Origin of the sequence: Campylobacter sp. RM12640 (assembly GCF_020137595.1) — a bacterium.
In the GTDB taxonomy this organism is placed as follows: Bacteria; Campylobacterota; Campylobacteria; order Campylobacterales; family Campylobacteraceae; genus Campylobacter_E.
In genome coordinates this window covers 1-24429 of the sequence record NZ_JACGAU010000002.1, presented here as the reverse complement: position 1 = coordinate 24429, position 24429 = coordinate 1, and the positions used below count along the sequence as shown (strand labels likewise).

Below are 24429 nucleotides of genomic sequence, written 5' to 3'. Positions count from 1 at the left end.
CTTAACCCTTAATAATATAATCAGCAATTTTTTTAGCGTGATTTAAAGCAGTTATTATGCTTTCTCCATTTTTACTAGCAATATCTCCTGCTACGAAAATATTTTTAACATTACTTTGCATATTAGTATCAAAAGTAGGAACGCCTTTATCATCAATTTCTATTCCACTATTTGTTAGAAAATCAACTGGAGTAGAGCCACCAATTCCATAAATTATCCTATCAAAAATCTCTTTTTCACCATTAGTATAAGTAACTTCAGGTTTGTTATCTACTTCATTTACTTCGCTAATATCAGTTGCTAATTTTAAAGTAAGTTTTGCTTCATATACATTTTTATGATTTATTTCATTAATTCTACTAAATTCAGCTCTTCTATAGCATAATGTAACATTTGCTTTTTTGCTTAAATCAACAGCGTATTCAACAGCACTATTACCACCACCAACTACTAAGATTTTTTCATTTTCTTTAGCATCGTTTGCGTTAAAATTGATAACTTTACTTAATTTTGAAGGTAGTTTATAACTTGGTTTATTTGGTTTTCCCATTCTACCGATTGAAATTACTGCATTTTTTGTTTTAAATTCGCCTTTACTTGAATATACAACTAAATTTCCATCAACTTGCTTGATTTTCTCAACTTCATTTGAAAACATTACTTCAAAAGAACCATCACAAAGGCTTGTAAATAATTCTAATGAGCTTTCTTTTGTTCCATCTTCAAAAGGTATATTTCCTAAGTTTGGAATATCAATTTTATTATAAACTTTATCAACTCTTTTTCCATCTTTATAATAAGTTCTAAAAGTTTGACAATTCTCTGCTGCTTTTTCTATTAATAAAACATTTTTTAAACCATTTTTATGTGCTTCATAAGCACTTGCAATTCCTGCTGGACCTGCACCTATTACTACTAAATCATATAGCATTTAAGCTCCTTTATTAATTTTTTTGCTCTATATTAAGCATAAATTTTAAATTACAAGTAAAGATATGGAGAACAAATGAGAATTTTTACAGGACTTCAGCCAAGTGGGGATTTGCATATAGGCAATTATTTTGGAGCAATAGCTCCAATGATGAAAAGACAAAATGATAATGAAATGATAATGTTTATTGCAAATTATCACGCTATGACAAGTATTTTAAAGGATAAAAAAACAGCTAGTAATTTTAAAGATAATATTAATAAAGCAGCAGCTGCATTTTTAGCTTTAGGATTAAATCCAAATAAAAGTATATTTTATTTACAAAGTGATGTTAAAGAAGTCTTAGAACTTTATTGGATACTATCGCAATTTACTCCTATGGGATTACTTGAAAGAGCACATTCATATAAGGATAAAATAGCAAAAGGTCTTAGTGCAAATCACGGCTTATTTTCATATCCTGTTTTAATGGCGGCTGATATTTTATTGTTTGATGCACCATTAGTTCCTGTTGGAAAAGACCAAATTCAACACCTAGAAATCACAAGAGATATTGCAATTAAATTTAATAATGAATTTGGAAATGTATTTACTATCCCTGAAGCATTAGTTGATGAAAATACTCAAACAATAGTAGGCACAGATGGTGCTAAAATGAGTAAAAGTTATGGTAATACTATTGATATTTTCACAAGCTATAAACAACTTAAAAAACAAGTAAATAAAATAGTAAGCGATAGCACTCCTATTGAAGAGCCTAAGGATTGGAAAAATTGTAATATATATAAAATTGCTGAATTATTTTTAGATGAAAATGATTTAGCAAGTCTTCGTGCAAGATATGAAAAAGGTGGAGAAGGATACGGGCATTTTAAATTGTATTTATGTGATGTTATTTGGGAGTATTTTGACAAGGCTAGAAGTGAGTATGAAAGATTATTGCAAGGTAAAGAAATTGCTGATATATTAAACGATGGTGCAAAAAAAGCTAGTATATTAGCGCAAAATAAAATGCAACAAGTTTATAAAGCTTTAAGTTTATAAGGAGAAATTATGATAGATTTAAGAAAAATTGAAGAAAATTATGAAGTTTTTAATCAAAAATTAAAAGCAAAAAAAGTAGATGATGGAGTTTTAAAAAGTTTATTAGATAGCTATAATGATACAAAAGCGTTAAAAATAGAATTAGAAAACGCTCAAAGTTTTCAAAACAAATTCTCAAAAGAAATGGGACTTAAAGCAAAATCAGGAGAAGATATAAGTGAGCTTAAAAAGTCTTTAGATGAAAATAAGAAAAAAATAGCTGAATTAAACGAAAAAGTAAGCATAAGTGAAGCTAAATTAAATGAAATTGCAGCTTGTATTCCAAATTTAATAGCTGATTGTGTGCCTATTGGAAATGATGAAGAAGAAAATGTAGAGATTAAAAAGGTATTAACTCCACCAACATTTAATTTCACTCCAAAAGACCATCACGATTTAGGTGTAGCACTTGGTTGGCTTGATTTTGAGCGTGGTGTAAAAGTTGCTAAAAGTCGTTTTGTAGCTTTACGCGGTGAAGGTGCAAGACTTGAAAGAGCATTATATAATTATATGATAGATTTTAACCGCTCAAGAGGATTTGAGTTTGTAAATACTCCTTATATTGTAAATGCTAATACTATGTTTGGCACAGGACAATTACCTAAATTTAAAGATGATTTATTCAAAATTGATGGCGAAGAATTATATTTAATCCCTACAAGTGAAGTTAGTGTAACAAATCTATATAATGATGAAATTATAGCTTTAAATGAATTGCCTATCAAAATGACTTGCTATTCACCTTGTTTTAGAAAAGAAGCAGGAAGTGCAGGGCGTGATACAAAAGGAATTATCCGCCAACACCAATTCGGAAAAGTTGAACTTGTAAGCATTAGCACTCAAGAAGATAGCGATAAAGTATTTGAAGATATGCTTAGTTGTGCAAGTGATTTATTAACAAGCTTAGGTTTAGCTCATAGACATTTAATGCTTTGTAGTGGGGATTTGGGCTTTAGTGCAGGAAAAACCGTTGATTTAGAAGTGTGGCTACCAGCACAAAATAAATATCGTGAAATTAGCTCTGTTAGTAATTGCTATGATTTTCAAGCAAGACGCGCAAAAATAAGATATAAAGATGAAAATGGTAAAAACAAATTAGCTCATACACTAAATGGTTCAAGCCTTGCAGTAGGTAGGACTTTAGTAGCTATTATGGAAAATTATCAAAGAGAAGATGGCACAATAGCAATACCTGAAGTATTACAAAAATATATGTAAGATAAAGTATGGCAGAAGAACAAGTAATTGTTATTGAAGAAGGAAATACTCTTCCAGTAAAACAAAGTAAGTTCAGCAAAAAAAGTATAATTTTAATTGCTGGACTTTCTTTACTTATTATTATTTTATTAGTAGTTTTACTTTTTTTAATTTTTACTCAAGATAAGTCAAAAGAAATTAAAGTTGAGCAAAATGAGCTAATAGAACCAAAAATAAGCATTCAACAATTTAAAAGCCAAAAATTAGATTTAATGGTGGCAAAAGCCAATGCTTTATATGAGAGTGGAAACAAAAGTGAAGCTTTAAAAATATATGAAAATATAGCTAAATATAATGAGAGTTTTTCGCATTATAATTTAGGAGTTTCAAGAATGAAACAAGCAAACTATAAAGGAGCTTTAGAGAGTTTTCAAAAGGCTTTGGAAAATAATGAAAATAACACGGTGGCTGCTTTAAATGCTGCTGTTTGTGCTTTAAAATTACAAAAAGATAAAGAATTTAAATATTATATAGATTTAGCATATTCTTATTTAAGTAATGAAAAAAACTCAAGCCTTTATTATTATTACTTGGGTTTAGTGAATTTTTATAAAGGATTTTATCCTGAAGCTTTACAAGCATTAAATAAACAAATCCATCCACTTTATCAAAACGACGCAAGATATTTAAGAGCAAAAATATTAAGCTCATTTAATAAAAGTTCTGATTCTATAAGAGAGATTAATTTACAAGATTCTTATGATAAAAATTTATCTTTAGGATTACTTTATGCAAGAAATGCTGAATATAACAAAGCAAGATTTTATTTAAAAAATGCACTTGAAAAAAGAATAAAACCAAAAGAGACAAAATTAGCTTTAGCTTTAGTTGATATAAAATTAGCAGAATATCAAGAAGCTTCAAGGTTTTTAAAAGAATTAGAAAAAAATGATTTAGAGTGGCTTAAGTCAAGCTATAATGTCAAAACAACCATAGATGATAGGATATTTGATATAAATTACGCTCAACATACTTATGAAAAAACCTTTATAGATTCAAAGCAACAAAAATATGATTTGATATTTTATTTTTCGCCTTTTAAAGTATTTGATGCGACAAGTGCGACTAAAATGATAAATAAGGCAAATGTTAATATTTACTTAGATGATTTAGATAAAAGCTCAAATTATCTTAAAAATAGTCAAACTTTATCAAAGATAAATATACAAATTACAAAAGCTTTAAATTATGCTTTTAGTTATGATATAAAGAGTGCTAGTGAGTTATTAGAAGAATTAGTAAAGCTTTATCCACAGCATAGTATTTTGCAATATGATTTAGGTTTAGCATATGCACTCTTAGGCAAATATGATTTAGCAAAAAAACACTTTTTAGCTAGTTATCATTTAGACCCTAAGGATTTAAGAGCAGGAATTTATGCTTTATTTTGTTCGGATTTGTTATATGATGATACTACGAAATTAGAGCAAGATTTACAATATAATTTAAATTATGTTGAAGATGAAAAAGATAGAAATTATTATTTAGCATTGCTTTCAATTAAGAAAAAAGATTATGTAAATATGCAAGGTTTTTTGAACCAAACTAATACAAATAATATTAGCAATATTAGTTTAGAAATTCTTGGATTTTATATGCAAAATGATTATGACAAGATGATAGATAAATCAAAAGTTTTAATAGACTTAAGTGATAATGACATAATCGCAAATATTTTATATTTTTCTTTAAAAAACAATAAAAAAGATGTAAAAGCCTATGCTAAAGATGTTCAAATGTATTTTCTTAACAAAAAATTAGATTATCGCTCATTATTTGGTGGTGCTAAAATAGTAGGGTATAACTATGTAAAATTAATGCAGATTTCAGGTCTTTTACAACAAGAAAGAGAAAAATTAAAGCAATATTTAAAAACTAATGAAGACATAGGAGCTTTAAAAGCACTTGCTTATATAGATATTTATGCTAATGAATTTGAAGAGAGTTTTGCAATTTATAATAGTTTGATTGATGATTATCATATTGAAGATTCTGATATTTTATTTTTAGCTAGTGTTGCAGCTATTGGAGCAGGGCATAATAATTCAGCTATAGCCTTACTTGAACTATCTCGTGTAAAAAATCCAAGCAATCTTGAATCAAGATTGGCTTTAGCTTTACTTTATCACGAAGCAAAAAATTATGAATCAGCTATATCACAATATGAGAAAATGAATGATGAATACAAATCAGAGTTTTTTACATTTCAGATATTTAGATAAGATTTAGTTTTTAGCTAAATCTTATTATTTTCAATTTCTTTTAGGATATTTTTGCAAGCATTATTTAAAATCATATAAACTTCATCAAAATTATTTGTATACCAAGGGTCAGGCACATTTTTATATCCTAAATCACAATAAGAACATATTGGTTTTACTTTGTCTTTAAACTCATAAAAATTATTTAAAACATCTTTATAATTACTCTCGTCCATAGTAAGGATTAAATCATATTCTTGGCATAATTTTTTTGTGAGTTTTTTTGATACAAAATTATCACATTCAATATTTTTATTTTTTAAAAGTTTTTTCGTGCCTATATGCATATCTTCTCCATCGTGATAGCCTGCTGTTCCTGAACTTGTTATTTTAAATTCTTTATTTTTGCATAAGTCTTTCATAATAAACTCAGCCATAGGAGAGCGACAAATATTGCCTAAACATACAAACATTATCTTCATTTTATTCCTTTATAAAACTTATTCTATATTTTCTTTAAAGCTAGTTAGCTCACTCATATTGATTTTTGAAAACTCGGTTGGAAGTCTTGGTTCATAAGGTATTCTTTGCAATGCTTTATCTGCAACCGATTCTTTTTTAGCAGGTGCATTTACACTATAAAATGCCCTTTCAATTTGTATTAAATAAGATATGATATTTGCAATATGAGTAAATATTTTTGAGTTTTTATGAGTTTGTAGTTTTTCACAAAACTCATCTACAACTTCATTAATAATTCTTGAAAATAGTTCCTGACATAATTCATCATTATTTTTGCATAAAACACTACCTAGATAAAATAAAAAATTCATACTATCTTCATTATCGCTAAGATTTGCGTTTTTGATTAAATTAGCTCTTTTTAAAATTCCTGTTGCAATTATTCTCATTTTGCCATTATCACGCCCTTCATCATAAAAACTAGCATCAGTAGGCACATTTACATAAGAAAAATCATAAAAAACAGCATTTTGCTCATCTTTATAAGCTGCATAATTAGTATCTAAAATTACTTTAAAATCATCTTTTAAATCATCTAAATTATCATAAAAAAACTTAGCTTGTTCTCTTAAAGTATTAAAATCATCATTATTCATAAAGCTAATTGCTCTAGCACAAAATTCGTAAAAATATGACCTAGTTATATTTAATTCTTCGTTCATTTTAACCTTTCAAAAATTTATTTAATTTTTCTTCAAGTGGTGCAAAAAAACTATTTGTATCATCAAAAACTTGAGCTTGTTTTAGCATCATTATCTTAGCCTTACAATCAGCACAGCAATAAAGCGAGTATTTTTTCGTAACATCAGAGCTAAAAGCAGCCCCTAAAATACCAGCTATTTTATCAATTGATTTTTTAGTAGCAAATTCTTTACCACACTCAATACAAGCAAATAATTCATCTTTAGCTAAAGTTTTATGAGTAAAGCTAATCGGATTTAGTTCTAAAATATCATTTTGTATAAAAATAGTATCTTTTTCAGCACAAGAATTTATGCAATATCCACAACTTGTGCATAATGATGCGTTAAATTTAATAGCGTTTTCTTTACTATCGGCTAAAATTGCGTTCGTATTACAAGCCCCAGCACAAGAAGCACAAAGGGTGCAAGTGCTTTCATTTATGCTAATTTTTGCATAATTTTTAGCAGTGATTACGCCTTTATCTAAATTATTTAACATAGAAGAGATTTTTAAGCCAAAAAGCTCTCTTTTATTTAGTCTAAAATTACTTTCGCTTGATTTAAATTCTTTTATCAATTCATTTGGAATTTCATCTAAATTTGCATTTACATATATGGCTATTTTTCCTGTGATTGCCTTGCAAATATCATTTACTAAGTTGATTTTTTCGGCTAAAAATTCGCTAATATCTCCAACTATAGCAATGCTTTTACAGGTTGTATTTATTAAATGTAAAAGTATTAATTCATCTAATAAATCAAAAGGTATATTAAATGGTAAAAAATGCTTTATATTAAAATCATTATCATAATTTTGAGTTATTATTATTTGCTCGTTTTCATAGATTTTGCTAATTTCTTTTATGCAATCTTTATTAAACTCACAAAACTCAAGTGCATTAGTAGGACATACGCTTACGCATTTTGCGCAATTAATACAATCAATTTCGCTTATTATGATTTTTTTATCATCAGTGCTTAAAGCCACGCTAGGACAGGTCTCAACGCACCAACCACAATGCTCACTCCTACGCCCATCTAATTGGCATAAACTTGAATTAAACTCAATCTTTCTTGTAAAGCTAATTTTACCCGTTAAAGAATTTAAATCTTGCAATATATTTTCATGATTTATTAATACTGCGTGATTGTTTAGTTTTGTTTGTGAAATAGCTAAATCACAATCTAATTCGCCTTCTTTAGTAACTACTACAAGTGAGCCAATCCCACCATAAACAAACTCAAATTCACTAACACAAACAGCCTTATAACCATTATCTATTAATTTATTTTTTAAATCTTTATCATCAAATAATATGCAAATTCTTTTATCAATATTCGCATATAAATTAATCTCACTTGAATAATCATAATTAATAGCTCTTGCTTCATATAATTTTTCTAATTTTTCATTATTAAAAGCACTTGAGTTTTTTATATAAAAATCAATTTCAGGAGCATAGATTAAAGCATTTAAAGCCTTATCATTTGCTATTAGAAATTTCTCACTAGTAGGGCTATTTATAACGGCTATATTTTTGCCTAAATCATCTATAAAATCAGCCTTTTTTAAATATGCAAATTCTTTCATTTTTACCTTTCCTTGCTAGTATTTTAAAAAATATTTAAGGATTTTAAAATGCTACCACAAATATCAAAATTAATTAATGCCTTTAATGATAAACCCAGTTTTTTAGTTAGCTTTTTGGCTAAAGAATTAATAAATGAACTAAGAGCTACTAATAAAGAGCAAAGTTACGAGATGATACTCAAAGAGCTTAATGAAAGAATTAATAAAAGGCTATTAAAAGAGCCAAGAGCATTGATAAATGCTACTGGTGTGGTGCTTCATACAAATCTTGGTCGTGCTTTAATGAGCGAGAGTGATTATGATGAATTAAAGGCTTTTCATACTAATAATATTAATTTAGAATTTGATTTAGAAAGCAATGCAAGGGGTAAAAGAGATGAAAATCTCATATTTTATTTAAAAATGCTTTTTGGTTGCGAAGATGCACTTGTGGTAAATAACAACGCTGCTGCTGTATTTTTAGTATTAAATACTTTAGGCAAAAACGAAGGTGTAATTACAAGTAGAGCCGAGTTAGTAGAAATTGGTGGGGGATTTAGAGTAAGCGATGTGATGCGTGAAAGTGGAGCAAGGCTTATTGAAGTAGGAACTACTAATAAGACTAAGATGAGCGATTATGAAGCTGAATTAAACAATGCAAAAATGATTTTAAAAACTCATAAATCAAACTTTTATATCGGTGGATTTAGTCAAGAAGTAGATGCGATTAGCCTAAATGATTTAGCTTGTAAAAATGAAAAAATATTTTATTATGATTTAGGTAGTGGCTATGTGGATTTAATAAATGATAGTTTAAGGGATGAACCTAGTGTAAAAAGCCTAATATCTAAAGGTATTAGCTTGGTTTCATTTAGTGGGGATAAATTGTTTTCTAGCACTCAAGCAGGAATTATTTTAGGTAAAAAAGAACTAATTGAAAAATTACGCAAAAATCAGCTTTTAAGAATGTTTAGGCTAAATAAAACTAGCTTATTAATACTTACAAAAGCTGTTAAAAATTATTTAAATAAAGACTATGCAAATCTACCAAGCCTAGCTTTATTAAATGATACAAAATCTCAAGTCTTAAACAAAGCAAAAACCTTGCAAGAGCTAATAAATTTTGGCGAAATCGTAGAGAGCAAAAGCCTAGTAGGGGGTGGCTCAATGCCTGAAAAATTACTAAGCGGCTATGCTTTAAAAATTAAGGCTAATAAAAGCAAGATAAACGAACTTTTAAATAAAGGCGTAGTGGCTAATTATGATAAAGATAGCATAATAATTGATTTAAGGAGCGTTTTACCTAATCAATTAGAATGCTTAGCAAATATTATAAAAGAAGTTTTAAAGGATTAAATATGGAATTTACTTTATTAAATCAAGATGAAGTAGCGATTAATCTAAGTGATTTTCGCGGTAAAAAGGTGATAGTGTTTTTTTATCCAAAAGCTTACACTCCAGGTTGTACTAAGCAAAATTGTGAATTAAGTGAGAGTTTTGATAAATTGCTTAATGCAGGATATGTGCTGATTGGAATTAGCCCTGATAAGTGTGAAAAACTAGCGAAATTTAAAGCTGAATACGGCTTAAATCAGATTTTATTAAGCGATGAATTGAAAGAAGTGGCTAAGCTATTTGGTGCTTGGGGGATTAAGAAAAATTATGGTAAAGAATACGAAGGGCTTATTCGCTCGTGCTTTATCCTAGATGAAAACGGCGAAATCATTAAAGAATACAAAAATCATAAAGCAACAGGTTTTGCCGCAAGACTTAATAAGGATTTATTAGGAGAATAATTAGATTTTAGCCTTAATGGCTAAAATCAAAAAAATATAATTTATTTTTCCATAATTGCTATTATTTTCTCTTTTTAAATATATTCTACAATGTGAAATAATATATAAATTCTAATTTTAAATTTTTTTGTTTTTATAAAAACTGCTAAGATAATTAAAAATTTAAAGGATATTTATGAATAAAAATATTTTAGATAGCTTAGATTTATCAGATAAGCAGAGTTTTGCTGATGGGCTAAAGGCGTTAATTGAGCAAACTTATGTGGTAGAGAATGAATACAAGGCTTTAAAGACTTCTTATGATAGTTTAATGCTAATGATAAATGAAATCATTGAGATTTTACCAAGTGCTATTTGGGTTTTGGATGAAAATCAAAATCTAGTAGTGAAAAATAAATTAGCAAGTGATGAATTATTTAGGCAAATTGACCTTAATAAAGAGCATTATGAATTAGAATTTTTAAACAATTTTTATCAAATCAAATCTATAAAATACGCTGATAAGCACCTAATAATGGCTACAAATATTACTAAAGAAAAGCGAGATGAAAGGCTTGTTTCTATGGGTCAAGTAGCGGCTAATTTAGCTCACGAGATTAGAAATCCAATAGGCTCGGTTTCGCTTTTAGCAGGGGTGCTTTTTAGTAAAGTTGAGCTTAAAAATAAACATATTGTAATGCAAATGCAAGATGCGATTAAAAGGGTTGAGAGAATAATTGAGAGCACTTTGCTTTTTACTCGTGGGTTTAAGCTAAATAAATATGAGTTCAATTTGCAAGAATTTGAAAACGAATGCCAAAATGTCTTTAATACCTATAATAATAGTGATGAGATAATTCTAAGCGAATGCACTTTTGCTCCATTTACAATTAGTGCTGATAAGTCTTTAATAAGCTTAGTTTTAAGTAATTTAATCTATAACGCAATTGATGCTTGTGAAGAAAATGGCACTATCAAAGTCAAAGGAGAAATTATAAATAATATATATAAAATTAGTGTTTTTGATAGTGGCGAAAAGATAGCAAATCTTACTAATCTTTTTGAAGCATTCAATACAACTAAGCTAAAAGGCAATGGCTTAGGCTTAGCATTATGCAAACAAATCTGCAACGCTCACAATGCAAACATATACTATTGCAACGAGCCTAAGAGCTTTTGCATGGAATTTAAATTAGATATTTAATAATTCATTTATTATTAAATATCTTAATTATTTTTTTATTTGCTTTTTTGAGCGTTTGTTTTAGCGTCTTTTATAAAGTTTAAAAACTCGTTTATTTTATCGTAATTATCAAATGATACTTGTTTTTTAATAAGCATTTTTACTAATTTTTCATTTGCCAAATACTCATCATCCATCTCTTGTGCTTTTTGCACTAAAGCTCTTAACATAATTTCTTCATTCATAAAAACTCCTAATAAATAGCACTAATTCTATCAATATCATCCCAAGTAAGTGAGTTATTTTTATAATTTAGCATTCTATGAACATATCTTGCCAAAATATCAGTTTCTACATTTACTAAATCATTGATTTTATACGAATTAAATAAAGTATCTTTTAAAGTAATATCAATTATTGTAAGTCTTATAGAATTGTTTAAAACTTCATTGATAGTAAGGCTTACTCCATCAATTGCAATGCTACCTTTATTACACACAAAAGGCATTAATTTTTCATCAAGACTTATATAAAAATCTATCCCACTAGCAAGCTTATTTATCTTAATGATTTTACCGAGCCCATCAATATGCCCACTTAAAATATGCCCATCAATCCTATCTCCTACTTGCATTGCTAATTCAGTATGCACTTTTTCACCTACTTTAAAAGGTTTGATTATTTTTTGAGTTTCACTACTAAGATTTAGACTAAAGCCGTCATTATGAGTTTTTATCACACTAAGACAAGCTCCATTAGTTGCTACGCTATCTCCTATGTTTGGTTTTAGTTTTGAAATTAATCTTAATTCATTATTTGAATAGTTTTTTATAAAGCCACATTCTCTTATTAAACCATTAAACATTTTTATCCTTTACAATAAGCTTAGTGTATTATAAAAAAAAGGATTAATGATGTATGATATTATAGTAATTGGTGCTGGTCATGCTGGTGTTGAAGCAGCACACGCAAGTGCTAAAATGGGTAAAAAAACACTACTTCTTACGATTTTAAACGATAGAATTGGAGCAACTTCTTGCAATCCTGCAATAGGCGGACTTGCAAAAGGGCATTTAGTAAAAGAAATAGCCGCACTTGGCGGAATTATGCCAAAGATTACTGATTTAAGTGCGATTAATTACAAGACTTTAAATGAGAGCAAAGGTGCAGCTGTTCGTGGAACTAGAGCTCAAATAGATATGGATGAATACAATAAAAATGCTAAAAATATATTATTAAATATGCCTAATTTAGACATTTCTCAAGAAATGGTTACAGAGCTTTTAGTAAAAGATAATGAAGCTTATGGAGTAAAAACCGAGCTTAATAAAACTTATGAAGCTAAGAAAATAATTTTATGCAGTGGGACATTTTTAAATGGTTTAATTCATGTAGGTTTAAGCAAGATAAAAAGTGGTCGTGTAGGAGAGCTTAGTGCTAGTGAGTTAGGCGATAATTTAGCTGCTTTAGGGCTTAATCGTGGAAGACTTAAAACTGGAACTTGTCCTAGAATTGCAGCAAGTAGTATTGATTTTAGCGTATTAGAAACTCAAGAAAGTGATTTAAATACTAAAGGATTTAGCTTAGAATTTACTTCTCATACATTGCCGCAACTTCCTTGCTATATAGCGCATACAAATACAACAACTCATGATATTATCCGTTCAAATTTTGATAAAGCTCCTATGTTTACAGGACAAATTAAAGGAGTTGGCCCTAGATATTGTCCTAGTATAGAAGATAAAATCAATCGTTTTGCAGATAAAGAAAGTCATCATTTATTTATTGAGCCACAGACAAAAGAAGCTACAGAATATTATATAAATGGTTTTTCAACTTCTTTACCATTTGAAGTTCAACATTCAATGATACGCTCGGTTAAAGGCTTTGAAAATGCTAAAATCACAAGACACGGCTATGCAATAGAATATGATTATTTTGACCCACTTGATTTGTTTCATACTTTAGAAAGTAAAATTATTAAAAACTTCTATCTAGCAGGTCAAGTAAATGGGACAACTGGTTATGAAGAAGCAGCAGCTCAAGGGCTTATGGCAGCTATAAATGCAAGTTTGGCAATTGATAATAAAGATGGGCTTGTGTTACGCCGTGATGAAGGATATATTGGTGTTTTAATTGATGATTTAGTTACGAAAGGCACAAAAGAGCCTTATAGAATGTTTACAAGTAGGGCTGAGTTTAGATTATTACTTCGTGAAAGCAATGCAATCACAAGGCTTAATAAATACGCTTATGAGTGTGGTTTAAGAGATGAAAATAGCTTTAAATACTATGAAAATCAAATAAATGATATTAAAAAAGGTTTAGAGTTTTTATGTGAAAGCAGGGTTGTTCCTTCAAATTCTTTTAATGAATTATTAGCAAGTATTAATGAAGAGCCGATTTCTCAACCAACAACTCTTCAAAAAATCATAGCTCGTAGCACTATAACAAAGGAAAAAATGCTTTCTTTAGCACCAAGTTTGGCTAATTTAAATGATTTTGTTTTAGATGAAATTTTACTTGATGCAAAATATTATCATTATGTAAAATTACAAGATGAAAGTATTCAAAATCAAGCGAATTTGATTAAGATTAAAATTCCAAATGATTTTACTTATCGTGGAATTAGTGGGCTTAGTAATGAAGTCGTAGAAAAACTTGAAAAAAATAAGCCTGATAATTTGTTTGATGCAAGTAGAATTAGTGGAATTACTCCAGCTGCAATTGATATTCTTCAAATTTATATTAAATTAAAGGCTAAGAATTGATTAGACATTTAAGTAAGTTTAAGAAATTTTATTCTTTTATAGTTTTATCAATTTTAATGATTGTTTTTTCATTTTTTATAACTATAAAAGAAGTAGGTATCATCACAAGGCTAGATAATTTAACTCACGATATGTTTTTTAGAATTAATGCTTATTTTAATCATAATATTAAAGGTGATAGTAGAATTGCTATAGTTGATATTGATGAAAAAAGCTTAGCTAGTCTTGGGCAATGGCCTTGGGATAGAGATATTCTTGCTTGTTTGGTGTATAAATTAAATTCTGCTAGTGTGGTAGGATTTGATATTTATTTTGCAGAAAGCGATAAGCGTGGAGAAATTACTAAAAAGATGAATGATATGGAGTTTAATTCTTTAAACATTCCAAAATATCATTTTTGCCAACGCACTCAAGATACTGATAAAGCTTTTGCTATGGCACTTTCAAAGACAAATAGTATTTTAGCCTATGCTATAAACTTAGGCTCTTATATAAACGATACGGAAAAAAAATTAGCTCCATTAAGTAATCAAAGCATAGCTGAAGATAATATTGATTATTCATTGCTTGAACATGGTAAAAATATTACAGCAAGTATAGAAGAATTAAGTGATAATGCTTATGCAAATGGATTTGTTAATTCATATTCACATTTAGATAATGTAATCAGAAATGCCTTTATGATGATTTATTATGATGATGGTGAGTTTAAACAACTCTTACCAAGTCTTAGTCTTGCAATGTATGCAAAATATCTAGGAATTGATGATATTAAAGCAATTGGGGATAATTTTAAAGATATACATTTAGTATTAGGAGATAAGGATAGCTTTGTAGTGAATGCTCACGCATTGCTTGGTTTATATTTTAAAGGAAAATCTCCGCATTATGATTATATTAGCGCTATTGATGTTTTAGATGGGACTATTAGTAAAGAGTTCTTTAAAGATAAAATAGTTTTAATTGGAACTAGTGTTGTAGGGCTTAATGATATTAGAAGCAATCCATTAGATGAAAACTTACCAGGTGTTGAAATCCACGCAAATGCGATAGATAATTTATTAAATGATGAATACCTAACAACCCCAAAATATTCATCTGAAATACTTTTAATTTCTTTACTACTAATAATTGCTCTTAGTGTTTCTTTTATGTATTTTAAAAGTATAATTTTACAAGTTTTATGGCATTTAATACTTTTAGCAACTATTATTTTAGGGCATTATTATTTTATAATTAGCAAGAAGTATTTACTTCATACATTTGAACTTATTTTGGTTTTAGCTATTATGGGAGTAATTGGGATATTAATTAACTTCTTTTTAGAAAGCAGACAAAAAGAATTTATAAAAGCTAAGCTAGAAAAAAAGGTTTCAAAAAGAGTAGCAGAGCAATTAATTAATACAGATAGCAATGTATTTAGCACAAGCAAAAGAGAAATATCAGTATTTTTTAGTGATATTAGAGATTTTACTACGATTAGTGAGAATATGGATGCTTCTGATTTGGTTAATTTCTTAAATAAATATATGACCCCTATGAGTGATATTATTTTTAAATACAATGGAACGGTTGATAAATATATAGGTGATGCTGTTATGGCGTATTTTAATGCTCCAAATGATTTAGAAAATCACGCTGATTGTGCTTTACAAGCTGCAATTGAGCAAATAAAAGCTTTAAAACTTTTAAACGAAGATTGGGGCAAAAAAGGACTTCCTTATATAAATATAGGTATAGGAATTAACACAGGTGAATGTATTGTAGGGGAGATGGGAAGCCTTTCAAGAAGTGATTATACTTGCATAGGAGATGGAGTAAATACCGCAAGTAGGGTAGAAAGCTCTTGTAAAAACTATAAGGCAAATATCTTAATCTCTCATAACACTTTAGCAGCCTTAAAAGACGCTAGTATATATGAATTAGAATTAGTTGATGAATTAAAGCTAAAAGGTAAAGATGAAACTACTAAATTATATAAATGCAGTGGCTTTAAAGGAGAGAAATTAACTTTATGGCGTGAATAATTAGGAATTTAATTTCTAATTATTCTTTTACATAGTAAGTACAAGTATTTGCATATACTTTTTTTAATTCATTATGACTTGGAACTAAATCAGCGTGTCCTGCAAAAAACATTCCGCCATCATTGAGATTTTTGACAAAATTATCAACCAAGCGGTATTTGTATTCTTCATTAAAATAAATCATCATATTTCTTGAAAGTATCACATCAAATTTACCTAATTCTAAAAATTTCTTATCAAATACATTCACAACTTCAAACTTAGCATTAGAAAAATATTGGCTTTTTATCACATATTCATCATTGTCTTGGTCAAAGTATTTTTTGATTAGATTATCATTTAGATTATATAATGAGCGTTTTGAATATCTTCTAGCTCTTGCTTTTTGAATAATTTCAGCATTTATATCTATTCCTAAGATTGAAAGATTAGTAATCCCTGCTTCATTTGCTAGCATTAGTATTGAATATACTTCTTCTCCACTTGAACTTGGAGCGCATAAAATTCTTCTTTTGCTAGGTTCTGCTCTTAAGATATAAATTAATTCATTAAGTTGTTTTAGTTCTCTATAAAAATAAGTTTCACAAACCGTTATTAAGTCAAATAATTCTTGTCTAATAGGAAGGTTTAAATCCATTTTATTAGTTAATTGAGAAAAAGAGCTTAAATTATTATTAGTGCAAAATTTGATTAATTTTGGTCTTATCGTTGTTTTTTTAACTTCTAAATCAATTCCACAAACTTGCCTAATTTTCAATAAAAGCATATCAAACTCATAATTATCATCGTGGAATTTAAACTCTTCTTTTTGTTGATTTTCTATATCTTTTTTATTTGATAAAAAACTAAACATAAAACCTACCTTTGAATGAAATTTACAATTTCTTTTTTTATATCTTCAATGTCAAGTTGTAAAAGATTATTGTTTAATTCATAAGCTCTTTTTGGCATTCCATAAACTATGCAAGATTTTTCACTCTCGCCTATACACTTAGCACCTTTTTTGTATAGTTCAAATAAGCCTTTAGCACCATCATCTCCAATCCCTGTTAATAATATTGCTAGTATTTCATAATCTTTTGTAAGTTTTGAAGCACTATTAAACAATAAATCTACATTAGGACAAAATGGAAAAACTCCATTATTAAAATTAGCCCTTAGATTTGAAAATAACTCCGTATTGTATTGACAAATATATATTTTTTTATCATCTAAAAAGCAAGTATTTTCTAATAACGCAACATCACTTAAACATTCTTTATCAAGTTGATGTGCGTAACTTGGTAAAAAATTTGCTTGCATATGTTGAGCAATAACTATTGTTGTATTTACAAGTTTTAAATCTTGAATTAAATACTTAATCTGACTAGGACCACCTGTGCTAGCACCTATTAAAATTACTTTTCGCATCCATAATTCCTTATATAAAATAACCAATAAAAAGCACCTATTATAAAGCAACTTCCAATTAATATTGTAATATAAAAAGTGCCAACTTTATTATCAAATAACCAACCAGTTAGTAAAGTAATTGCTAATGAAAAGCTCATATAAATCATATCAACATAAGCAATCACTCTGCCATAATATTCTTTATCGCAATTGTTTTGAATTGCTGTATAAGTATAAGACCATATCGTGCTAGTAAAAAATCCAGCAAATATTAAACCTATAAAAGATACCCAGAAATTAAATTGAAGTAAAGCCCAAGTAATAATCCCTAAGCCTTGTAAAATAAAAAAATAAAATAATCTTTTGTGATTTACGACTTTACTTAAAATTAAAGGTCCAACTACTAAAGATAAAGCTCTAATTGCATTACTAAGTCCTATTATTAAACCTGTGCTTAGAATTTCTTTTAGAAAATATACTTTATTTAAATAATCATATCCAGCTAAAAAATTAATCAAAGCATCATAAGCTGTAAATCCTATAAAGGCGTGTAATAATATTAAATGTAATATTTTTTTATTTCCTAGTAAATAAAACAAACCTTCTTTAGCCATTTTTGTGATATTTTTGAAATAAAATTTTTCATTTTTTACTTCTATTTTTATAAAAAATAATAATGTAATTCCAATTAAAAATAAAAAGCAATCAAGCAAAAAGGCATTATAAACCCCAAAATAATGTATAAACATACCAGCAACTGCCATTCCTGTAGTGTATGAAATAGCCCAAACTACTGAAAATAACTCATTTGCTAGCTTTAATCTGTCTTTATCAAAAATATGTGGCAATAAACTCATTTCAGTTTGAAAATATAAACTTGCAACCGCAAGTCTTATAAAAATTAGTAAAAATAGTATAAAAATATAACTAGCGTCTTTTATAAAAATTAGTAAAAATACTGAAAACAATTCAATGATAATTGATAATAATAAAAGTTTTTTAGACTTAAAACTATCAATTATAATTCCACTAATTGGTGCCATTAAAATAGTAGGCAAAAATGCAAATACAGCAGAAAAAGATATAGCCCATTTTTTCATACTTTCGTGATTTATTTCAGAGCCTAAAATATTCCAACTAAACTTGCTAAAATCAAATTCAATTAGCATAGTATAAACACCAATTTGTGAAAACCAAGCCCCAAAATAAGTTATGAATTGAACTAAGATGAGAATTTTAAAAGTCTTACTATATTTTAATAATTCAAGATAATTTTTCAATTTATTTCTCCAGCATAACAACAGCCATTGCAATCCCTGCATCGTGGCTAATACTAAGATGAGCTGATTTTACTCCAAATTTATTAAAAATTTTTTCACTAAATAAAATACTAGGTCTATTTTGATTATTTTTTATAATTTCTATATCCATAAAAGAGCAATCTTTACTAATTCCACAGCCTAAAGCTTTGCTAGCTGCTTCTTTTGCTGCGTAATAACCTGCAATAGAATTTGAATTAGAACTTAGAGTTTTTAATTCGTTTTCGGTAAGGATTTTTTTTAAGAATTTAATTTGAGATTTAGCTAGAATTTTCTCAACTCTAGCAATCTCAACAATATCACAACCAATCATCAAGTAATCACAAAATCAGTAAAATAAATATTTTTGATAAAGCCATCATTTAATACTTCATTAATTTTATTGATAATTTCTTCTTTTAATCTTTCTTTGCCTTTTCCTGTGCTTATTTCTTCTACACTTTTTGAGCTTAGAGTTTCTATTATTTTATCTTTAATAATAGGTATTTTTTTATCAAGTTCTGGTGTTAGTGTTTCTATATTTTGCTCTAATTCAATTTTGCATTTTAAATATTTAGTCCCACTATCACTTACTAAATTCACGGTAAAGCCATCTAATGGATAAATAACACCAACATCAGCTGACATTTCGTTCTTTTTCTTAGCAGGTTTTTTCTCAACTTGCTCGGTTTTTACACTTTCATCAGCCTTTTCTTCATCGCCACTTCCCATTAATAAAAATATAACTAAACCGCCTATGATTAATACAACAAGTAATAAAACGGTTACTAAAATTAAAACCAAACTAGAACCTTTTGATTTTGGTGCTACAACTTCTTCGTTTTCTGCCATTTATTAACCTTTTTTGATAAATATTTTAAAAATTGAGATTTTAGCAAAAATAAATTAAAGAAGGGATAAAATGAAAAAAATACTAGCTATTTTGATAGTAATAATTATAGGCATATTTAGTTTTGCATATTTTAGCAACGATGAAACTAATAATAATTTTAGAATTATTAAACCAAAAAGAATGGATTTATCAATTAATGTTGAAGCAGTAGGCAAGGCTTATTCTCCTTCTTTGGTAAATGTTGCAACTTTAGCAAATGGAGAAATTAAAGAATTTCGTGTAAAGCTAGGAGATAAGCTTAAAAAAGGCGATATTATTGCTATTTTAGATGATGAAAAAGCTAAGAATGATTTGGCTATAGAAAAAAGTAAATTAATTAGTTTAAATGATGAAGAAGAAGCAGCTAGAGTATATTTAAACGAATTATATGTAAAACTTCAAACTCAAGAAAAGTTATTAAGTAAGGGTGCTAGCTCTAAAGAAAATTATTTAAACGCAAAAACTAATTATTACAACGCAAAAGCAAAACTTAGCTCAATAAAAGCTCAAATAATTCAAACAAATGCAAATATTTCTACTATGCAAGAAAGTTTAGATGAAACAATAGTAAAAGCCCCTATTGATGGTAGTGTAATAGGTGTTTATGCTAGTTTAGGTCAGACAATTAACTCAAAGCAAAGCTCACCAACACTAATTAAATTAGCTAATTTAGATGAGATGGAAGTTAGAATGCAAATAGCACAAAATGATGTTAGCTTATTAAAAGTAGGGCAAAAAATCACATATACTCCATTAAGTGATGGGGCTAGCACTAAAGAAGCTAGTATAAATAGTATTGATAGTGCTGATGTTAGTGTTATTGATAATGCTACTTCAAGTGGGGCTGTTTATTATTATGCTAGATATTTTGTAAATAATAACCCTGAATTAAAAATAGGAATAGATGTTCAAAATACCATAGAAATTGATAAGGTAGTAAATGCTTTAACTTTACCTATTAATTATATTAATAAAGACAATCAAGGCTATTTTGTAAATATTAAAGATAATAGCGAGATAGGCTATAAAAAAGCATATATAACCTTAGGTAAGAGCGATAATTTTAATATAGAAATTACAAGTGGCTTAAATGATGATGATGAAGTGGTAATAACTAATGATAAAGATAAGCAATCTAAATAAATTTTACGGCTCAACTCAAGTATTAAAAGATATAAATATTGAGATAAAAAAAGGCGAGTTTGTAATATTATTAGGCAAAAGTGGTTCAGGAAAAAGCACCTTGCTTAATATGATAGGCTTAATTGATGAGCCAAGTAGCGGAGAATATATATTTTATGATAAGAATTTGTATTCTTTAAATAGTGAAGAAAAATCAGCCTTTAGAAGAGATAATTTAGGTTTTATATTTCAAAGATACAATTTAATGCCCTTACAAAGTGTATTAGAAAATGTAATAATGGGAGCTTTATATGCTAAGAAAAACAAACAAACTAGTATTCAAAAAGCTAAAAAATTATTAGAAAAATTAGAACTTAGCGAACATACTCATAAAAAAGCAGCACATTTAAGTGGTGGTCAGCAACAGCGTGTAAGTGTGGCAAGAGCACTTATAAATGATGCAAATTTTATATTAGCAGATGAGCCAACAGGAGCGCTTGATAGTGCAAATGGAATAAAGCTTATGCAAATTCTAAAAGAGCTAAATGAAAACGGAGTTGGGGTCATTCTAGTAACTCACGATGAGAGTTTATGTAAATACGCAACTAGAATTATCAAAATGAAAGATGGAGTTATCATTAGTGATGAAAATGTTAAAGAATTTAAAACAAGCAATTTAAATGAAGATAATTTAAATAAAGCTAAATTTAAAGATAGATTTATAGCTAGTTTTAGCTTTTTTTCTCAAAATGTAAAACTTGCATTAAATAATCTAATCACAAATAAATTAAGGTCATTTCTTACTATGCTAGGGCTTATAATCGCTACTGCTTCAGTAATTTCAACGATAGCTTTAGGAAATGGTGGGAAAGCTGATATTTTAGAAGAGATAAAATCACTTGGGACAAATACAATTATAGTTCATAAAGGCTCAAGATTTGGAGATAGAAATGCAGGTAGGATTAAGGATTTAACATACCAAGATTTAGAGCTTATTAAAAGGCTTGATTTTGTAAAAGAAGTTGGGGTTGAGAGTGGTTTAAGTGGTGCTTATATTACTTATTTAAAAAACGAAGTAGATACTGATGCTACAGGAGTTTTTGCGAATTTTTTACAAATTAGTGCTAAGGAGATGAAAGAAGGTAGATTTTTTACCGAGCAAGAAGAACAAGACGCTAAGAATGTATGTGTAATTAGTGAGAATTTAGCTAAAACTTTATTTAAAATAGAAAGTCCATTAAATAAAATAATATATCTAAAAGGTCAGCCATTAAGAGTAATTGGAGTTCTTAAAAAAGATAAAAATGAGCGAGATGGTTTTGATATTAGAGTTTATGTTCCAAATAGCACAATTAGCAATAAATTTGATGGTAATAAACATATTAGGCGTATTGTCGTATTGCTTAAAGATGATGTAAATAGTGAATTAGCTGATAATAGTATTAAACAGATTTTAGAGATTAAAAAGGGTGCTAATTCAATTTTGACCTTTAATCAAGACGCTATTAAAAAAAGTATAGAAAGCACTACAAATACACTTAGTTTAATGATTTTTGGCATTGCGTTTATTGCTATGATTGTTGGTGGAATTGGCGTTATGAATATTATGCTTGTCGTTGTAAAAGAGCGAACGAAAGAAATAGGGGTAAAACTTGCAATCGGGGCAAGTCCATCTTATATTAGCACGGGGTTTTTGATTGAATCGGTTGTGCTTTGTAGCGTGGCTGCTAGTATTGGTGTAATGATTGCTTTAATGCTTGTTTATGGTATTAATTTACTTGACGCTCCTATTAAAATGATAGTTGATTTTGATGCTATTATGTTAGGGTTTTTAAGTAGCACTTTAGTTGGTTTATTTTTTGGATATTTTCCTGCTAAACAAGCTAGTAAGCTAATCCCTGCAGTTGCTTTAACTGATGATTGATTAATTTGGAAAAACTTAAATTAATAAAGTTTTTCCTTTTTATTTTATATAAAATCATAAGCAACTAATGAATGTGTAGTTTTAAATAATTTTAGGAATTTATAAAATTTAAGGACTAAATTAATATATTAAAATCCTAATTTAAATTCTAAAATATTTCACACCACTAATTAGCCTTATTATAAATTTTTAGTTTTTATAGTTTTAAAAGAATTTAATTTAGGAATTTGAAATTAAATAAAAAATATTTTTTAATATTATTTATTATAAAAAGTAACATATATTAATAATTTTATGGATTTTTATTTTTATTTCATATAATTAATCTTATTAAAAACAAAGGATTAATTTGAATATAGACAATTTAAAAGATTATAAAATAAAAAACGATTATTTATATAGCTTAGAGCTTATTAGGTTATTTAATGACATTGTTACTTTTTTATTATTAATTTGCACAATTTGTTTTATAGCTTACAAGTTAGATAAACTACCAGAAGCTTCTCACACAGAAATGACTGAGATTAGATTAAGAGGAAGAGGCGAAGCTACAATAATTATCGGTATATTTTTTATTTTTTTATTCATAAAGACTAATCATATTAAAAGACTTAGATTTGTTAAAAATAATGATTTTTATATTAGCGTAGATAATGAAAAGATATATTTTGAAACATATACAGTAGATAAAGAAGGTCTTTTTGATATTGCTAAAAGTTATAAAAAAGTAAGCGAAACGATAAATAAAAGCGATATAGTTTTTAGATTGCAATCTAAGCGACCTGCTTTAGCGTATTCTCATATATTTGATAAAGATACTTACAATACTAAAGAAATAGAAAATAAAAGCTTAAATTATAGATTAGATTATAGGGTAGCTAGAATAATTTTCTTTCCTATAGTTATGTTTTTTGCAATATTAAATATTTTATCAAGTTATTTAATATTATTTTTCTTAAATGGTAAAAACTTAAAAACTTACACAATATATCAAACTAAAACCAAGCTAGTTTCATTGCCTTTTGTTGATGATTTATCGGTTTATTTTTTATACACTGAATATAGATTAAAACATTCTGCAATAAGCAAAGGAGCTTACGAAATAGAGCATAGAGAAGAAGCACAACCATTAGGCGAAAAATACATAGCAAAACAGCGTAAGAAAATTGAAAAGATTTTAAGTCAAAGGAGAGTAAATGTTTGATTTTAACAAAAGAGATTTTGATGATTATATTAATTAAACTTTTGTTATCTATATTTTAAAAGAATTTGAATTAGGGATTTGAAATTAAATTAAAAAATATTTTTTAATATTATTTATTACGAAAAGCAACATATATTAATAATTATTTTTAAATTTGATGAATGTGTATTTGCTATACTAAACTTTATTTTTAAAGGTAAGATATGAATGAGTTTTTAATATATCTAACATATTTTTTAGATAATTTACATGATTTAGCTGGTGGGATTATTAGTATTTTAATTCCTATAATTTATGTGCCATTCCTTACCTATCCTATGCTTTTTGCCCTTACATTTTTTATAGGATTAAAGCTCTATCCTAGATTTATAACAGCTTTATATATTTTATTTTTTTATTTGGTTTTAAGTGCTAAAAGCAATAATCCTGATTTTGCTCTAAATACATTGATTTTTCAAATAATTTTTCCTTTTATATTGTGTTTTCCTATTATACTAATCTATAAATTTATAATGAAACAAAATCAAAAATTTATTAAAGTTATCTTTTATTTTTTCTCATTTTTAATGATTGCTTTTCACGGAATATTATTCA

The 24429-nt window shown here is 27.6% G+C and carries 23 protein-coding genes; 12 read left to right on the top strand and 11 right to left on the bottom strand.

Going from position 1 to position 24429, the window contains the following annotated elements:
* Position 1: 1 nt before the first annotated feature.
* Positions 2-931 (bottom strand): NAD(P)-binding domain-containing protein, encoded by a 930-nt coding sequence (locus AVBRAN12640_RS00950; protein ID WP_214116693.1) that lies wholly within the window; start codon positions 929-931, stop codon positions 2-4.
* A gap of 75 nt (positions 932-1006) precedes the next feature.
* Here AVBRAN12640_RS00950 and trpS point away from each other — a divergent pair, with 75 nt between their 5' ends.
* Genes trpS through AVBRAN12640_RS00935 form a run of 3 tightly spaced genes read left to right on the top strand, consistent with a single transcriptional unit; the run spans position 1007 to position 5493 of the window.
* Positions 1007-1975 (top strand): tryptophan--tRNA ligase, encoded by a 969-nt coding sequence (trpS, locus tag AVBRAN12640_RS00945; protein ID WP_214116695.1) that lies wholly within the window; start codon positions 1007-1009, stop codon positions 1973-1975.
* A gap of 9 nt (positions 1976-1984) precedes the next feature.
* Positions 1985-3232, top strand: coding sequence for a serine--tRNA ligase (gene serS / locus AVBRAN12640_RS00940; RefSeq protein ID WP_214149743.1), 1248 nt, complete (start codon positions 1985-1987; stop codon positions 3230-3232).
* 8 nt (positions 3233-3240) lie between these two features.
* The gene (locus AVBRAN12640_RS00935; protein ID WP_214120054.1) at positions 3241-5493 is read left to right on the top strand and encodes a tetratricopeptide repeat protein; all 2253 of its coding nucleotides are present in this window, start codon (positions 3241-3243) and stop codon (positions 5491-5493) included.
* A 14-nt stretch (positions 5494-5507) separates the two neighbouring features.
* Here AVBRAN12640_RS00935 and AVBRAN12640_RS00930 read toward each other — a convergent pair whose 3' ends face one another.
* Genes AVBRAN12640_RS00930 through AVBRAN12640_RS00920 form a run of 3 tightly spaced genes read right to left on the bottom strand, consistent with a single transcriptional unit; the run spans position 5508 to position 8268 of the window.
* Entirely contained in the window at positions 5508-5954 is a 447-nt protein-coding gene (locus AVBRAN12640_RS00930; RefSeq protein ID WP_214120053.1) for a low molecular weight protein-tyrosine-phosphatase, read from the bottom strand.
* An 18-nt stretch (positions 5955-5972) separates the two neighbouring features.
* A complete protein-coding gene (locus AVBRAN12640_RS00925) occupies positions 5973-6656 on the bottom strand; it encodes a hypothetical protein (protein WP_336608721.1) in 684 nt (227 codons plus the stop codon).
* 1 nt (position 6657) lies between these two features.
* Entirely contained in the window at positions 6658-8268 is a 1611-nt protein-coding gene (locus AVBRAN12640_RS00920; RefSeq protein ID WP_336608720.1) for a 4Fe-4S binding protein, read from the bottom strand.
* A gap of 48 nt (positions 8269-8316) precedes the next feature.
* On the opposite strand from AVBRAN12640_RS00920, the gene selA reads away from it, so the two are divergent.
* The 3 genes from selA (at position 8317) to AVBRAN12640_RS00905 (ending at position 11226) form a co-directional block, all read left to right on the top strand.
* Complete coding sequence (selA, locus tag AVBRAN12640_RS00915; RefSeq protein ID WP_336608719.1) at positions 8317-9603, top strand: L-seryl-tRNA(Sec) selenium transferase; 1287 nt, start codon at positions 8317-8319, stop codon at positions 9601-9603.
* Between the two features lie 2 nt (positions 9604-9605).
* Complete coding sequence (gene bcp / locus AVBRAN12640_RS00910; protein WP_214116710.1) at positions 9606-10043, top strand: thioredoxin-dependent thiol peroxidase; 438 nt, start codon at positions 9606-9608, stop codon at positions 10041-10043.
* A gap of 175 nt (positions 10044-10218) precedes the next feature.
* Positions 10219-11226: a sensor histidine kinase gene (locus AVBRAN12640_RS00905; protein ID WP_336608718.1), complete on the top strand. Its 1008-nt coding sequence runs from the start codon at positions 10219-10221 to the stop codon at positions 11224-11226.
* 35 nt (positions 11227-11261) lie between these two features.
* Here the strand turns inward: AVBRAN12640_RS00905 and AVBRAN12640_RS00900 are convergent, their stop codons facing one another.
* Together AVBRAN12640_RS00900 and AVBRAN12640_RS00895 are read right to left on the bottom strand one after the other, a co-directional pair.
* Positions 11262-11450, bottom strand: a complete 189-nt coding sequence (locus tag AVBRAN12640_RS00900) for a hypothetical protein (RefSeq protein WP_214120047.1) — start codon at positions 11448-11450, stop codon at positions 11262-11264.
* Positions 11451-11458: 8 nt separating this feature from the next.
* On the bottom strand, positions 11459-12070 hold the full coding sequence (locus tag AVBRAN12640_RS00895; protein WP_214116726.1) for a riboflavin synthase: 612 nt from the start codon (positions 12068-12070) through the stop codon (positions 11459-11461).
* A 49-nt stretch (positions 12071-12119) separates the two neighbouring features.
* On the opposite strand from AVBRAN12640_RS00895, the gene mnmG reads away from it, so the two are divergent.
* Complete coding sequence (gene mnmG, locus AVBRAN12640_RS00890) at positions 12120-13976, top strand: tRNA uridine-5-carboxymethylaminomethyl(34) synthesis enzyme MnmG (RefSeq protein WP_214116728.1); 1857 nt, start codon at positions 12120-12122, stop codon at positions 13974-13976.
* A complete protein-coding gene (locus AVBRAN12640_RS00885) occupies positions 13973-16003 on the top strand; it encodes a CHASE2 domain-containing protein (protein ID WP_336608717.1) in 2031 nt (676 codons plus the stop codon). Before mnmG ends, AVBRAN12640_RS00885 begins: the two co-directional genes overlap by 4 nt.
* A 19-nt stretch (positions 16004-16022) precedes the next feature.
* Here the strand turns inward: AVBRAN12640_RS00885 and AVBRAN12640_RS00880 are convergent, their stop codons facing one another.
* Genes AVBRAN12640_RS00880 through fliL form a run of 5 tightly spaced genes read right to left on the bottom strand, consistent with a single transcriptional unit; the run spans position 16023 to position 19545 of the window.
* Positions 16023-16856, bottom strand: coding sequence for a CheR family methyltransferase (locus tag AVBRAN12640_RS00880; protein ID WP_214116732.1), 834 nt, complete (start codon positions 16854-16856; stop codon positions 16023-16025).
* Between the two features lie 5 nt (positions 16857-16861).
* A complete protein-coding gene (locus tag AVBRAN12640_RS00875; protein ID WP_214116734.1) occupies positions 16862-17413 on the bottom strand; it encodes a CheB methylesterase domain-containing protein in 552 nt (183 codons plus the stop codon).
* The gene (locus AVBRAN12640_RS00870; protein ID WP_250325857.1) at positions 17401-18675 is read right to left on the bottom strand and encodes an MFS transporter; all 1275 of its coding nucleotides are present in this window, start codon (positions 18673-18675) and stop codon (positions 17401-17403) included. Before AVBRAN12640_RS00870 ends, AVBRAN12640_RS00875 begins: the two co-directional genes overlap by 13 nt.
* Before the next feature lies 1 nt (position 18676).
* A complete protein-coding gene (gene acpS, locus AVBRAN12640_RS00865; protein ID WP_214116738.1) occupies positions 18677-19027 on the bottom strand; it encodes a holo-ACP synthase in 351 nt (116 codons plus the stop codon).
* Positions 19027-19545 carry a flagellar basal body-associated protein FliL gene (gene fliL / locus AVBRAN12640_RS00860; protein ID WP_214116740.1) on the bottom strand — a complete coding sequence of 173 codons (519 nt, stop codon included), beginning with the start codon at positions 19543-19545 and terminating at the stop codon, positions 19027-19029. The genes acpS and fliL overlap by 1 nt, the downstream gene beginning before the upstream one ends.
* 70 nt (positions 19546-19615) lie before the next feature.
* On the opposite strand from fliL, the gene AVBRAN12640_RS00855 reads away from it, so the two are divergent.
* The 4 genes from AVBRAN12640_RS00855 to AVBRAN12640_RS00840 all read left to right on the top strand — a co-directional run.
* Positions 19616-20728, top strand: a complete 1113-nt coding sequence (locus AVBRAN12640_RS00855) for an efflux RND transporter periplasmic adaptor subunit (protein ID WP_239802718.1) — start codon at positions 19616-19618, stop codon at positions 20726-20728.
* Positions 20703-22631 carry an ABC transporter permease gene (locus AVBRAN12640_RS00850; RefSeq protein WP_336608716.1) on the top strand — a complete coding sequence of 643 codons (1929 nt, stop codon included), beginning with the start codon at positions 20703-20705 and terminating at the stop codon, positions 22629-22631. Before AVBRAN12640_RS00855 ends, AVBRAN12640_RS00850 begins: the two co-directional genes overlap by 26 nt.
* Positions 22632-22980: 349 nt before the next feature.
* Positions 22981-23835 carry a hypothetical protein gene (locus AVBRAN12640_RS00845; protein WP_336608715.1) on the top strand — a complete coding sequence of 285 codons (855 nt, stop codon included), beginning with the start codon at positions 22981-22983 and terminating at the stop codon, positions 23833-23835.
* A 203-nt stretch (positions 23836-24038) separates the two neighbouring features.
* Positions 24039-24429 (top strand): hypothetical protein (locus tag AVBRAN12640_RS00840; RefSeq protein ID WP_336612944.1); only part of this gene is annotated, 391 nt, incomplete at its 3' end.